Annotated in this window: 12 protein-coding genes; 2 read left to right on the top strand and 10 right to left on the bottom strand. The window is 74.0% G+C overall.

Annotated features, from left to right (window positions below; genetic code table 11):
• Positions 1-10: 10 nt before the first annotated feature.
• The 9 genes from ABZ573_RS02250 to eccCa form a co-directional block, all read right to left on the bottom strand.
• Complete coding sequence (locus ABZ573_RS02250; RefSeq protein ID WP_132231850.1) at positions 11-571, bottom strand: hypothetical protein; 561 nt, start codon at positions 569-571, stop codon at positions 11-13.
• A gap of 33 nt (positions 572-604) precedes the next feature.
• Positions 605-2,125, bottom strand: a complete 1,521-nt coding sequence (locus ABZ573_RS02245; protein ID WP_358114813.1) for a S8 family serine peptidase — start codon at positions 2,123-2,125, stop codon at positions 605-607.
• 82 nt (positions 2,126-2,207) lie between these two features.
• Complete coding sequence (locus tag ABZ573_RS02240; protein ID WP_101413905.1) at positions 2,208-2,486, bottom strand: WXG100 family type VII secretion target; 279 nt, start codon at positions 2,484-2,486, stop codon at positions 2,208-2,210.
• Positions 2,487-2,514: 28 nt separating this feature from the next.
• Positions 2,515-2,823 carry a WXG100 family type VII secretion target gene (locus ABZ573_RS02235; RefSeq protein ID WP_089002280.1) on the bottom strand — a complete coding sequence of 103 codons (309 nt, stop codon included), beginning with the start codon at positions 2,821-2,823 and terminating at the stop codon, positions 2,515-2,517.
• 171 nt (positions 2,824-2,994) lie between these two features.
• A complete protein-coding gene (locus ABZ573_RS02230) occupies positions 2,995-3,255 on the bottom strand; it encodes a hypothetical protein (RefSeq protein ID WP_327030340.1) in 261 nt (86 codons plus the stop codon).
• A 28-nt stretch (positions 3,256-3,283) separates the two neighbouring features.
• Positions 3,284-4,012 carry a hypothetical protein gene (locus ABZ573_RS02225; protein WP_132231854.1) on the bottom strand — a complete coding sequence of 243 codons (729 nt, stop codon included), beginning with the start codon at positions 4,010-4,012 and terminating at the stop codon, positions 3,284-3,286.
• A 31-nt stretch (positions 4,013-4,043) separates the two neighbouring features.
• Complete coding sequence (locus ABZ573_RS02220; RefSeq protein ID WP_121396953.1) at positions 4,044-4,337, bottom strand: hypothetical protein; 294 nt, start codon at positions 4,335-4,337, stop codon at positions 4,044-4,046.
• Positions 4,338-4,353: 16 nt separating this feature from the next.
• Entirely contained in the window at positions 4,354-4,776 is a 423-nt protein-coding gene (locus ABZ573_RS02215) for a YbaB/EbfC family nucleoid-associated protein (protein ID WP_225852345.1), read from the bottom strand.
• A 96-nt stretch (positions 4,777-4,872) separates the two neighbouring features.
• Positions 4,873-8,835, bottom strand: a complete 3,963-nt coding sequence (gene eccCa, locus ABZ573_RS02210; protein ID WP_151456008.1) for a type VII secretion protein EccCa — start codon at positions 8,833-8,835, stop codon at positions 4,873-4,875.
• A 168-nt stretch (positions 8,836-9,003) separates the two neighbouring features.
• Here eccCa and eccD point away from each other — a divergent pair, with 168 nt between their 5' ends.
• Entirely contained in the window at positions 9,004-10,401 is a 1,398-nt protein-coding gene (gene eccD, locus ABZ573_RS02205; protein WP_151456009.1) for a type VII secretion integral membrane protein EccD, read from the top strand.
• Between the two features lie 23 nt (positions 10,402-10,424).
• Here eccD and ABZ573_RS02200 read toward each other — a convergent pair whose 3' ends face one another.
• Positions 10,425-11,606: a type VII secretion protein EccE gene (locus tag ABZ573_RS02200; protein ID WP_358114807.1), complete on the bottom strand. Its 1,182-nt coding sequence runs from the start codon at positions 11,604-11,606 to the stop codon at positions 10,425-10,427.
• Between the two features lie 151 nt (positions 11,607-11,757).
• On the opposite strand from ABZ573_RS02200, the gene eccB reads away from it, so the two are divergent.
• Positions 11,758-13,314 carry a type VII secretion protein EccB gene (gene eccB, locus ABZ573_RS02195; protein WP_151456011.1) on the top strand — a complete coding sequence of 519 codons (1,557 nt, stop codon included), beginning with the start codon at positions 11,758-11,760 and terminating at the stop codon, positions 13,312-13,314.
• The last annotated feature ends 8 nt before the right edge of the window (positions 13,315-13,322 follow it).

The following is a 13,322-nucleotide window of genomic DNA, read 5'->3' as shown; positions in this document are numbered from 1 at the left end:
ACCCTCCCGATCAGCCGTTGGATCCGTTGGTGGCGGCTTGGCTGAAGGCGCGCTCCATCTCGGCGGCGGACATGGCGTTCGCCTTCTCCGCCGTCTCGTAGTTCTCCTTGACCTCGCGCAGCGCGTTGGCGGCCTGGTAGAGGTCCTCGGCGAGCTTGCGGACGCTCTGCTGCGTGGTGGTGAAGAGGCTGCCGTGCTTGCGGGCCAGGTCGCCCGCCCGGTCGAAGGCGCCGAGCGGGCTCGTCGCCCCGCCCCCCACGCCGTTCATGCCACCCGACGCCGCCGCGCCGCCCATCCGGTCCTGGATCTCGACCATCGTGTACGACTGCTTGTTGAGAAACGAGGCGTGCGACTCCAACCACTCGATGGCCTTGTCCAGGCTGGACGCGTCCCACTCCGTGTTGTCGCCGCTCTCGCCCGACCCCGGCACCAGGCCGGAGGGGGTCTGCGCCCGGTTGACGTTGTCCATCGTGATGCCGCTGACATGCACGGTGGGTGCCAGCGGGGTGATGGGCATGTATGGGGTGTCCACCCGGATCTCCTCCGGCTGGTCCGTCCTATCGTCCGTCATCGGTTCCTCCCCGTCGCCGACTGACAATGTGGCTTACTGCTGGTGTCCGCCGGGGGCCGGCGGAGGTGGTGCCGGCGGCGCACCGTACGGGTGGGTGCCGCCGGTGGGCGTCGGGCCGTACCCGGGCGGGGGTCCCGCCTGGGGCGGTGCGGGCGTGCCCGGTGCCCCGCCGGGCGGCGGATAGCCGGGCGCGCCGAACTGCGGGTTGCCGTGCGATCCTCCCGGGGCGCCGCCGGCCGGCGGGTGGCCGGGGGGCGGCGGGTAACCGGGCGGACCGGCCTGCGGATAGCCCGGCGGCGGATAGCCGGGCGGGCCGCCGGGCGGCGGGTAACCCGGCGGGCCGGGCCGGGCGACGGCCGCCTTCCGGCGGGACCGGCGCACCAGCACGATCACGAGGATCAGCAACGCGACGGGCACGAGCAGGCAGAGCGCCCCCTGCACCAGCGCGCCGGTGTCCTTCTTCATGCTGATCGACACCGCCGGCCCGTCGTCCTTCTGCGGCGTGGCCGCGCCCGCGGACGGGGCGGCGCCGTCCGGGGCGCCGGCGAGCAGCGGGTGCGCGTCGACCGCCGGCACCGATCGCGTCAGCGCGGCGAGCGGGTCGACCGCGCCGAAGCCGTGCTGACTGTCGCGGCCGGCCGGGCCCAGGTCGCGGGCGGTGCGGATCAGCCGGTTCACCACGTTGGCCGCGTCGAGGTCCGGGTACTTGGCGCGGACCAGCGCCGCCACCCCGGAGGTGATGGCGGCGGCGTCGCTCGTGCCGCTGCCGATGCCGTAACCGTTGGACGACACGGACGCGGACCGGGGAGAGATGATCTCCTGCATCGGCGCGGCGAGCACGGCCTCCCGACCGGTGGCGCTCTGCGCGAAGAACTCGCCGTTCTTCGCCAGCCCGGTCACCGCGATGACGCCGGGGATGTTGGCGGGGCTGGTGACGACGCGGTCGTTCTGCAGCCGGTTGCCGGCCGAGGCGATCAGCACGACGTCCTTGTCCAGGGCGTAGCGGACGGCGGCGATCTCGTCGGGGGTCGCCGCCGTGCCCGTCCCGACGGACATGTTGATCACGTCGGCGCCGGCGTCGGCCGCCCAGCGGATGCCCTTCGAGAGGTCTGCCGAATCGAAGGAGTCACCCATCGCGACGGGTAGGATCTTCGCCTCCGGGGCGATGCCCAGGTGCCGCATCGCGCCACCGCCCCGGGACGCGATGATCCCGGCCATCGCCGAACCGTGGGCCTTCCTGGCGTCGTCGTCGCGGCGACCGTCGGCCGCCGTCCCGGAACCGATGCCCTTGCCCGGCAGGACCTGACCGCGCAGGTCCGGCAGGTTGGGGTTGACCCCGGTGTCGATGACCGCGACGGTCACGCCCCTGCCCTTGGTGAGCTTGTGGGCCTGCGGGATCTTCAGGGTGTCGAGGTACCACTGGAGGCCGCGCACCGTGTCGGCGCGGGCCGGGGCCGGCGCGGCCAGTGGACCGGAACCGGCGCCGACGACGACCACCGCCAGCGCCGCGACGGCCAGCCGGAGCTTGGACCGCGAAGGCTTGCCCGCACGCATGATTCTCCCAGGACCTATCGGCGCACAACGCGACGCGGCTCCGGCCCGGTCGAACCGGACCGGAGCCGCGTCGGCGACTGTGTCAGTTCCACGCCTTGGCGTTGCTCATCTCGGTGCTGACGTAGTTCTCGCGGGCGATGCCCACGGCGCCACCGATGTCGTTCAGGATCTTGTTGATATCCCGGACGGCGGCGTCCCACTGCGCCTGGTGCTGCTCGTAGGCGGCACGGTCCTCGCCGTCCCACTGGAGCTTCGACAGCATCGAACGCAGCGTGTCCAGCTTCTCGTCGATGGTCTTCGAGATGGCCATCATCTGCTGGTTGCTGCTCTCGAGGACCGCGTAGTCGACCTTGATGCTCATGAGTTCCTCCTCTGCTCGTCTCGGCGGATCACGGGTTGAGTGCAGAGTGGAACTTGTCCAGCATCTGCTGCTGCTCTTCGTCGTTGACCTGGTGCGTCGTACCCGACTTGTCGAGCAGGTCGGCGATGTTGTCCATCGCCGTCAGCAGCTTGCCCGTGTCCTCGTTCCAGCGCTGCATGAGCGACTGGAAGCCGGTGGACGCCTGCCCCTTCCAGGCGATGGCCAGGTCGTCGACCACGTTCCACAGCTTCTTCAGCTCGCCGTCGACATCGCTGCGCGTGGAGCGCACGTCACCCGCGGCGGTATGCAGAGTCGCTGCTTCGACCTCGAACGCCATGCTTCACACCCTTCCGTCTTCTTGTGGCGGCGCAGTCGCCGCGTCCTCCCCCGCCGCAAGGCAATCACCCCACCGACGGACACTCAGTCAAGACCGTAGCGGACGGTGTCCATGCCCCGCAGCCCTGCCCCGAGTGGGTCGCCCGACCGCCGCCGGAGCGGCCCCTCGCACCTATCCGGAGCGGGAGTACGAGCGCACGTGCAGCACCACCCCGACCACGAAGGTCAGGGCGAGCATCGATGCGAGCAGCCACTGCACCGCGTCGTCGGCGAGGGTGCCGAGGGCCACCGCGAATGCCGCCACCCCGCTGAGCAGGACGAGTTCCATCGCCCTGCGGGCCAGGCGCGACCGGGTGAGCTGCGCGACCAGCCCCAGGACGATGAAGACCGGGATGGTCACCAGCGCGTACCCGAACAACATGCTCTGCCACACGGTGGCCCCCACCTCTCGGCCCGGTCGGTCAGGCCCGGTAGAAGCCCGGGTCCTGCACCCAGTCGATCTGGATGTCCTGGATGTCGGGGTCGGCGTCGCCGGTCGCCCAGCCCGGGCGCGAGTCCGAGACGAAGTTGTACTGACTGTTACCACGGAACGCCGACGCCACCGTGGAGAACAGCGCGCCGATGTCCGTGAAGATGAGCCCGAGGATCGCCGCGGTGGCGGTGAGGCCGGCCACCCCGATCGCCTGCGCCAGCGGCGCGGTCGCGGGGAACGCCTGGAGGGCCACGGCCGCGATGACCGCGATGAGGATCGGCACCAGCGCGCCGACCAGGGCGTCGATCGAGGCGTTGAAGTGGTCGCGGACGGCGGTCAGCGCGTCCTTGTTGGCGTTGAGCGCCTCCGCGAGCGCCCCGATCTCGGCGTTCAGCTTCTGCACGAAGGCGTCGAACGCGTCCCGGTCGTCGAAGTCCCACTCCTCGCTGGACGGGATCACGCTCTCCAGCGCCGCGCCGAACTGGTCGCCGCCCAGGAAGCGGGCCGCGTCGCCCCACTCCTTGATGGACTGGTTGACCTCGTCGTTGTCGAACGTCTCGAGGTGGATGATGGCGGCGGTCAGGAAGGCGGCGCCGACCAGCCACACCCAGTTGGCCCGGGCCGCCCCGGCCAGCGAGCGGACCGGCGCGGTCTGCGCGGCGACGCTGTGCGTCCCCACCACCGAGCCCGAGGAATTCGCGATCAGGATCTCCGGCATCGAGCCCTCCCTACGTCCCGCACCCGCGAGGTCACTTGACCACCCAGGGCTGGTCCGACTTCTCCCAGTTGAGCGCGCTCTGTTCGAGGTTGGCGGCGGCCCTCTCCAGGTGCTCGACGCCGGTGCGCAGGTTGTCGAGGTGACCGTCGACGGCATCGTTGTGCGCGCTGACGGCGGACAGGCCGAGCAGCGTCATGGACATGCCCGACAGCTTGACGCCCTCCAGTGCCCGCTGCGCGTTGCGCAGGTAGGCCATCGGGCCGTCGGCGGCCGCGAGCTTCTGCCCGGCCTTGCGGATGGCGTCGACGTCGACGACGTTGGCCACGGGACCCTCCCTCTCGTCAGCCGCGCAGCCGGCGCAGCGGGTCGTTGAGATCCACCCCGAACTGCTGGAACCACTCCTCGGGGGTGACCTTGCCCGCCTCGGCCCGCCGGACCAGGTCGGCACCGCCGAGCATCTCCTCCAGCAGCTCGCGCTGCCGCTCGGCGTGCGCGTCGTAGGCGGCGTCGATGGCGGCCTGGAGCGACTCGGCCAGGCTGAAGCTGTCCAGCCGCATCGCCCGGGCGTCGATCTGGATGTCGCCGACCTTCATGTCGCCGTCGACGGTGACCTGGACCAGGCCGTCCGGGCTCTCCCCGACGATCCGCAGCTCGGCGCGCTGCCGCTGGAAGTCCGCGAGCCGGCGCTGCTGCTCCTGCGCCTGACGCAGGATGCCCTCCAGACCGGCCCCGCCCATGCCGCCGGGCGTCCACGATGTGCTCAAAACGGTCCTCTCGTCGGCTGCGACGCTCGTGCCGCAGGTTACCGGATGCCGTCACACCGGGGCGGTCCCGCCGACCGCCGCATCGGTGGGCGCCCCTCAGGCCGGCTCCGACCAGGCCGTCTGGATGAGCTGCTGGCCGTCGCGGCGGCGCACCAGGGTGCCCCGGCCGGGCGGTTGCGGGCTCGGCCGCAGCGTGCCGAAGACCGCGCCCTCCTCCCGGTTGCCGGACATCAGCAGGCCGGGCTGGTCCAGCTCGCGCAGGCGTTGCAGGACCGGCTCGTAGAGCGCCCGGGCCACGCCACCCGCGCGCCGGGTGACGATCAGGTGCAGGCCGATGTCGCGAGCCTGGGGCAGCAGCTCGTGCAGGGCGCTGAGCGGATTGTTCCCGCCCGAGGCGACCAGGTCGTAGTCGTCGACCAGGATGTAGAGGTCCGGCCCCTTCCACCAGCTGCGGTCGCGCAGCTGCGCGGTGGTGACGTCCGGGCCGGGCAGCCGGTTGGACAGCGCGCTGCGGATCGAGGCGAGCCCCTGCGCGAACACCTGGTTCGACGGCGCGTAGTCGAGCAGGTGGTCACCCTCGACCGCACCGAGCAGCCCGCGCCGGTAGTCGGCGATGACCAGCCGGGCCTGCGCCGGCGTGTACCGCTCCGTGATGCCCCGCGCGATCAGCCGCAGCAGGTTGGTCTTGCCGCACTCGGCGTCGCCGAAGACCGTCAGGTGCGGCTCGTTGGCGAGGTCCAGGTAGACCGGGGCCAGCGCCGACTCGTTGACGCCGATCGGCAGGCCCGGCGCCGAGCGGTCCACGACCCGGGCCAGCTCGCTGAGGGGCAGCCTGCGCGGCAGCAGCCGTACCTTCGGCGCCGGCTGGCCCTTCCAGGCCTCCGCGACGTGCCGGGACAGGGCGATGGACGCCTCGGTCAGGTCGTCGATGTCGCGCCGGCCGTCGATCCGGGAGATGGCGGTCAGGAAGTGCAGCTTGTCGCGGGTCAGACCCCGGCCGGGCGAGCCGGTCGGGACGTTCGCCGCCGCCCGCCGGTCGATCTCCGACTCGTTGGCGTCACCGAGACGCAGCTCCAGCTTCGTGCCGAGCAGGTCCCGCATGTTGATCCGGATCTCCGCCCACCGCACGGCGGTCAGCACCACGTGCACGCCGAAGCCCAGGCCACGGTTGGCCAGGGTGGTGATCGTCTGCTCCAGCTCCTCGTACTCCTGGCGCAGGGTGTTCCAGCCGTCGACGACGAGGAAGACGTCGCCGAACGGGTCGTCGGCGAACTCCCCGGCCGCCCGGCGGCGGCGGTAGCTCGCCACCGAGTCGATGCCGTGCTGGGCGAACCGGTTCTCCCGCTCGTCCAGGACGGCCACCACCTCGGCCACCGTACGGCGTACCGCCTCGGTGTCCCGCCGCCCGGCCACGCCGGCCGTGTGCGGCAGCCCGTCCAGGCTGCGCAGCGCGCCGCCACCGAAGTCCAGGCAGAAGAACTGCACCTCGCGTGGGGTGTGGGTGAGCGCGAGCGAGGCGAGCATGGAGCGCAGCATCGTGCTCTTGCCGCTGAGCGAGGCGCCGACGATCACCACGTTGCCGCCCGCGCCGGCCAGGTCCACGAGCATCGGGTCACGGCGTTGCTCGTACGGCCGGTCCACGATGCCGACCGGAGCGGCCAGCCGCCCGCGACCACGCCACGAGGCGGTGCAGAGGCCGTACCTCGGGTCGACGCTCAGCGGCGGCAGCAGCTCGCCCAGGCCGGGCGGCTCCGCCAGCGGCGGCAGCCAGACCTGGTGCGCCGGGCGGCCCCGCCCCTTCAGCCGGTCGATCAGCACGTCCAGCATCGCCACGGCCTTGCCGTCGGCGGGCTGCTCCGGCTCGGGCGCGTCCGGCACCGGCAGGGTCGGGTTCTGCACCGGCACGAAGTCCACCCCGTACCGGACGATCCGGCGCTGCACCAGCGCCCGCGACGACGCGGCGGCCTGCCCCGGGGCCCGGTACGGCCCGGACACGTACGCGGCCCGGAACCGCAGCATGGTGCTGGTGTCGGTCTTCAGGTAGCCGTGGCCGGGGGCGTTGGGCAGCTCGTACGCGTCGGGCACGCCGAGCACGATCCGGCTCTCCACCGCCGAGAAGGTACGCAGACCGATCCGGTACGACAGGTGGGTGTCGAGGCCGCGCAGCTTGCCCTCCTCCAGCCGCTGGCTGGCCAGCAGCAGGTGCACGCCGAGCGACCGGCCCAGCCGGCCGATCATCACGAAGAGGTCGATGAAGTCGGGCTTCGCGGCGAGCAGTTCGCTGAACTCGTCGCAGATGATGAGCAGGCTGGGCATCGGGTCCAGCGGCTCGCCGGCCGCGCGGGCCTTCTCGTAGTCGTAGCGGGAGACGTAGTTGCCGGCGGCCCGCAGCACCTCCTGGCGGCGGGTCATCTCGCCGGCCAGCGCGTCCTTCATGCGGTCGACCAGCGGCAGTTCGTCGGCCAGGTTGGTGATCACGGCGCTGGTGTGCGGCAGCGCGTCCAGCGAGGCGAAGGTGGCGCCGCCCTTGAAGTCGACCAGGACGAAGTTGAGCTCCTCGGAGGAGTGCGTCACGGCCAGCGCGCCGACGATCGTGCGCAGCAGCTCGCTCTTGCCGGAGCCGGTCGCGCCGATGATCAGGCCGTGCGGGCCCATGCCCTCGTGCGCGGACTCCTTGAAGTCCAGCTCGACCACGTTGCCGTCCGGCCCGACGCCGAGCGGGATGCGCAGCCGGTCGCGGTGGCTGCGCGGGCGCCAGGTCTGCTGCACGTCGACCGCGGCGGCGTCGCCGACGCCGAGCAGGTCCGGCAGCTCCATGCTCTTCGCCAGGGGCTCCTCCGACGTGGTCTGCTGCTGCGACAGCCGGTACGGGGCGATCTGCCGGGCCAGCCCCTCGGCGGCGGACTCGGTGAGCCGGTCCGGCCGGCCGAGCCGCGACGAGGAGGTGCCGCGGACCAGTTCGAGGGAGCTGCCGTCGCCCACGTCGAGGCAGAGCAGCCAGCGCCCGGCGTCCCGGGGCACGGTGCCGGAGAGGTCGATCACGGTCGCGCCGAGCAGCCCCGGCCCCATGAGCTGGCAGGCCGCCGAGACCTCGCCGCCGTCGATGACCACCACGAGGTGCGCCGCGCTGGTCAGCGGCTTCGCCTCCGGCGCGAACCGGGGCCGGCCGGCCAGCTCGCCGGCGAGCGCCTCCTCGGCCTCGGCGAGGCTCGCGAAGACCATCCGGCGGGCGCCCGCCGCGTCGGTCCGGGCGCTGTGGTGGTTGTGCGGCAGCCACTTCACCCAGTCCCAGGACGGCTGCCGGTCGGGCGCGGCGACGATCGCGACGACCATGTCGTCCGGGGCGTGGAAGGTGGCGAGCTGGCCGAGCGCCGCCCGCGTCAGGTCGAGCACCGGCTCCCGGTCGCCGCGCAGGACCACCCGGCTGAACGCCCGTACGGAGAGCGCGGTCGGCAGGTCCGGCACGCTCGAGTGGGCGCGGACGAAGCGCCGCAGCGCGATGGCGCTCATCGGCTCCAGGTCCTCGACCGGCTTGGTCTCCGGCGGGACGATCTCCACGGCCAGGCGCTGCGGCCCGGTGGCGATCCGGGTCTCGCCGAAGTCGTCCTCGGTGATCCGCCGCTCCCACAGCCGCCGGGAGGCGGCGATCGACCAGAGCGCGTCGGGCTCCGGGTGCCGCCAGGCCATCGCCGCCCGCTGCTGCTCGGCGGCGCGCCGGGTGCGCTTGCGCATCTGGGCCAGGTAGCGCATGTAGTCGCGCCGGTCGGCGTTGAGCTCGGCCTTGTCGTTGTTGCCGTTGCTCAGCGACCCGATCGCCATGCCCAGCATCGAGACACCGAAGAGGCCGCCGGCGATGTAGGTCATCGTGCCGCCGCCCCGGCCGGCGTAGAGGAACGCCATGGCGCCCACGCCGCAGACCATCGGCAGGATCATCAGCAGCTGCCCCATCCCGCGTGGGGTGGGCTCGGGCAGCTCCGGAGGCGACTCCAGCAGCACCTCGCCTCGCGGCAGCGCAGGCCCCGGCTGACGCGGGAGCCGGCGGAACACCACCGTGCTCACGGCTGTCTCCTCCCCAGAAGCGGCCCTGATGAAGTTCGGCGAGCGACCGGAGTCGTCGGGTGGGCATCGTACGTGCCCGCCATCGTAGGTAATCTCCCGTGGGCGTCAGGAACCCGTGCGTCGGCGCCGCCGGCCAGGGGTGATCGTAGAGAGCGCGAGGAGGCCACTGTGGCGACGAAGACGGCGACCGGCGGCCTGAGCCGGATCACCATCGTGGCCCCCCGTACCCGGATGGACCTCGCGCTGCCGTCGGACGTACCGCTCGCCGACCTGCTGCCGACCCTGCTCCGTTACGCGGGTGAGGACCTGGCCGACGAGGGGGTGCGGCACGGCGGCTGGAGCCTGGCCCGGCTGGGCGGCCAGCCGCTGGACGGCGGCCGGACCGCCACGCAGCTCGGCGTCCGCGACGGCGAGGTGCTCTACTTCAACCCCCGGTCGGCCACCGCGCCGGAGATCGTCTTCGACGACGTGGTCGACGCCGTGGCCACCGCCACCAACCAGCGCCCGGGCGCCTGGCAGGTCGGCACCACCCGTTCCTTCGCGGTGCTCTTCGCCGCCGCGGCGCTCGGCGCCGGCGCGGTGGCGGCGCTGTTCACCGGGCCGCCGCACCTGCCGGGCGCGCTGGCCGCGCTGGTCGTCGCGGTCGCCCTGGTGGTCTCCGCGGCCGTGCTGTCCCGGGCCGCCGCCGACAGCGCGACCGGGTCGGTGCTGGGGGTCGTCGGCCTGGCGTACGCGGGCGTCGGCGGTTTGCTGCTGCTCGCCGGCGACCGCCCGCTGACCGGGCTGGGCGCCCCGCACGTGCTCCTCGGCGCCACGGCGGTGGTGCTCTGCGCGGCGGTGGCCGCGCTGGCCGTCGGCGACCGGCTTCCGCTCTTCTTCGGCGCGGTCGCGGTCGGCGCGGGCACCGGCCTCGGCGCAGTGGTCAGCCTGGCCTTCGACACCGACGCGCCGGCCGCGGCGGCCGTCGTCGCCGCGGTCGCGTTCGGCGCGGTGCCGGCGCTGCCGATGGCGGCGTACCGGCTGGCCCGGCTGCCGGTGCCGTCCATCCCGACCGGCCCCGACGACCTGAAGAGCGACACCGAGTCGGTGGACGGCCGGCAGGTCCTCCAGCTCAGCGAGCGGGCCGACGGGTTCCTGACGGGCCTGCTCTGGACGGTGTCGCTGCTGGTGCTCGGCGCCCAGGTCGTGCTCGCGCTGCACGGCAGCCTGCCGGCGGTGCTGCTCTGCCTCGTGCTGGCCCTGCTGTCGCTGCTGCGGGCCCGGCCGTTCCTGGGCCGTGCCCAGCGCACCCCGGTGCTGTTCGCCGGGACGGCCGGGCTCGGCCTGACCGCCGCCGCCACGTTCGGCAACGGCTCGACGGCGGTACGCCTCGGCCTGATCCTCGGCGGCCTGGTGCTCGCGGCCGTGGTGAGCCTGATCTACGGGCTCACCGTGGCCGGCAAGCGGATCTCCCCGGTCTGGGGCCGGCTGCTCGACATCGTGGAGATCATGCTGATCATCGCGCTGGTCCCGCTGGCCTTCTGGGTCGTCGGCCTCTACGGCTGGATCGTCAACCTGCGCCCCTGACCCGCGCTCGGCGTCCCCGGTCCTCAGTCGGTCGGGTGCAGGGTCGTGATCGTGGTGGCGGCCGGGGCGGTGGCGTAGACGCCGGGGCCGTGCTGGCCGTCCACGGGGCGGGCCGGGGCGCCGGACCGGCGGGCCACCTCCCGTACCGCCTTGACCAGCGCCTCCACGTGGTCGTCGAGCGCCGCCACCCGGAGCATCGGCGGGGCGACGCGCCCGCCCGGCTGCACCACGACGGCCAGGGTGTGCGAGGGGGCGGACGTGGCCGTCACCGCGTCCACCAACGGGCCGAACGGCGCGTCGGCCCGGGGCCGCAGGACCAGGCAACGCTGGGTCCAGCCGCCGCCGCGCAGCCCCGTCCAGGTCTCCGCCGGCGGCGCCGGCGCCAGGTCCAGCCCGGCCGCCGAGACGACCGCTGCGCGCAGCTCGTCGCGGCTGAGGGGGCGGTGGGCGAGCCCGGCGCCGGTCAACGCCTTGCCCAGCCGGCCGATGCCGGCGGAGAGCGTGCGGTGCACGCCGGGCATGCCGCCGCCCCGGCTGACGGTCTCGACGCGGGCGTCCCGTACGGAGAGCCGCAGCGCCAGCCAGACCGTCCGGTGGGCCGCGGGTGGCGCCCCCGGCGCCGGGTACCAGACCAGGGTGTGCGAGACGACCTGGGTGCGGGTGACCGGGCCGGTGAAGTCGGCGAGCACGCGCAGCGCCCGGTCCAGCACCGACGCGTCGACCGATCCGGCGGGTGCCCCGGCGTGGCCCTGCAACGCCACCGCCGCGAACCAGCCCTGCGCGTCCTGCCCGATGCCGAGGCGGGTGCCGCGGTCCGTGAGCTCGGTCACAGTCAGCTCCGGGGCCAGGGGTGCCAGCCTCGGATCGGTCCCGCCGCCCGCCGCAACGGCGCTCCTGGCCGCCTCCCGACGCCGCCGCAGCCGCCGGCGCAGCAGCAGGTCCTCGTACCACCAGCGGCCACCCCGGCGGGCGAAGACCGCGCCCACCACCGCCAGCGACAGCACCCCGACGGTGGCGGCCAGCCAGACCTGCCCGCCCAGCGCCGCCCAGACGGCCAGGGCGCAGAGTTCCAGCACCACGAGCTGCCCCACGGCCACGGGCCCGATCCGACCACGGCCGCGCCGGTCGGCCGGGACGACCGGCCGCTGGGCGACGCCGGACGGCTGCGGTGCCGGACGACCGGGTGGCGCCTGAACCTGCGTCATCGCTGACAGTCCCTTTCTGGACGGCGGAGCGTCCGCCGGATCGGGTCGGGCGCTGGTCCCGGTGACCCGTCGACGGCCCCTTATCGTAGGGAAGCCCGCGACACCGACTCGGACCTGCTCGTCGCGGACCCACCCCCGCCGGAGGTAAGTCATGCGGACCCGCCGCGACCAGGTGCAGGCGTACCGCTTCGTCACCCGCCGGATCGTCTCGGCGTTGCTGTCGGGCGACCCGGAGACCAGCAACCTGCCGATGCGGCGGCTCGGCATGGCGGTCTTCGGCAGCGTCATCGCCGCGGCCGTGGTGCTCGGTGGCGTCGGCGCGTACGGGCAGTTCACCGGCAACACGGCGCCGCTGGAGCCGAACACCCTGGTGATCGAGCGGGAGACCGGGGCGACGTACGTCTTCGTCGACGGGCAGCTGCACCCCACCCTCAACTACGCCTCGGCCCGACTGATCATCAACGAGCCGGCCCCGCAGGTCCGCACGATGTCCCAGGCGTCGATCCGGGACCGGCCCCGGGGTCGTACGGTCGGCATCGTCGGCGCCCCCGACGCGCTGCCGGACCGCAAGTCCCTGACGGGCCTGCCGTGGTCCGTCTGCGACGTTCCGGACCCGGCCGATCCCCGCCGCTCCGGCACCCGGGTGGTGATCGACCGCCCGCTGCCCGGTGGTGCGCCGCTCGGCGACCGGGCCGTGCTGGTGGAGGCCGACGGCCAGCGGCACCTGCTCACCGGCGACCGGCGATTGCAGGTGACGGGCGGCGACTCCGCGCTCGCCGCGCTGCGGATGGCCAACGCGCCCCGCCTGCCCGTGGGGCAGCAGCTGCTCAACGCCGTGCCGGCCGGGCCGGTCATGCGGCAGCCGACGATCGCCGGCGAGGACGAGGCCAGCACCCTGACCGAGCGCCCGGCCAAGGTCGGTCAGGTCTTCCGGGCGGCGGGTCAGCACTACGTGCTCACCCGGGAGGGTCTCTCCGCGATCGGCGAGATCAGCGCGCTGCTGCTGCTGCGCGACGGCGGCCAGGTCACCGACATCACCCCGGCGCAGGCCGGCAAGCTGCTGACCGACCAGCGGGCGGAGGAGGCCGGGATGCCGCAGGCCCTGCCCGCGCTGCACCCGGTCACCGCGGGCCGGACGGCGGTCTGCGCGACCTACCGGGCGGGCGCCGACGGCGGGCCGCCCACCACCACACTGGAGGTCTTCGACCGGGTGCCGGCGGAGCTGGCCGCGCCCGGCGGGGTGCCCGTGCGGCAGAGCGCGCGCGACGGCGTGCGCACCGCCGAGGGCGTGCTGCTGCCCGGCGGCAAGGGCGTGCTCGTGCAGGCCACGCCCGGGTCCGGCGAGAGCGGCACGGCCGCCCCCGGCGCCACCGTCCACCTGATCAGCGCCCAGGGCGTCCGCTACCCGCTCGGCGTCGGCGCCATGTCGGCGCTGGGCTACGAGGGGGTCGCCCCGCTGGCCGTACCCGCGTCGCTGCTGGCCCTCGTGCCCACGGGGCCGACGCTCTCGCGGGACGACGCGCTCGCCCACTTCGCGCCCGGCCCCGCGCCGTCGGCCCCGGCGAAGCCGTCGGCCGGCGCGGCGAAGCCGACGGGCAGCCCCGGGCCGGAGCGGTCCGGTACGCCGGTGACGCCCTCCGGGCAACCGGCGTCGGACGCGCCGGCCTCGCCGGACGGCTCGTCCGCCAGCCCGGGAGCGGACGGCTGAGGTCAGCC

The sequence above is a fragment of the Micromonospora sp. NPDC007220 genome, from assembly GCF_040634035.1.
Lineage (GTDB): Bacteria > Actinomycetota > Actinomycetes > Mycobacteriales > Micromonosporaceae > Micromonospora > Micromonospora reichwaldensis.
Note: the sequence above shows the minus strand (reverse complement) of the source record. Positions and strands in the feature narration are given on the sequence as shown.

Coding starts and splice junctions, on each gene's coding strand:
- eccB (WP_151456011.1), top strand. CDS start 11,758: ATGCGGACCCGCCGCGACCAGGTGCAGGCGTACCGCTTCGTCACCCGC.
- ABZ573_RS02240 (WP_101413905.1), bottom strand. CDS start 2,486: ATGAGCATCAAGGTCGACTACGCGGTCCTCGAGAGCAGCAACCAGCAG.
- ABZ573_RS02225 (WP_132231854.1), bottom strand. CDS start 4,012: ATGCCGGAGATCCTGATCGCGAATTCCTCGGGCTCGGTGGTGGGGACG.
- ABZ573_RS02200 (WP_358114807.1), bottom strand. CDS start 11,606: ATGACGCAGGTTCAGGCGCCACCCGGTCGTCCGGCACCGCAGCCGTCC.
- ABZ573_RS02245 (WP_358114813.1), bottom strand. CDS start 2,125: ATGCGTGCGGGCAAGCCTTCGCGGTCCAAGCTCCGGCTGGCCGTCGCG.
- ABZ573_RS02235 (WP_089002280.1), bottom strand. CDS start 2,823: ATGGCGTTCGAGGTCGAAGCAGCGACTCTGCATACCGCCGCGGGTGAC.
- ABZ573_RS02250 (WP_132231850.1), bottom strand. CDS start 571: ATGACGGACGATAGGACGGACCAGCCGGAGGAGATCCGGGTGGACACC.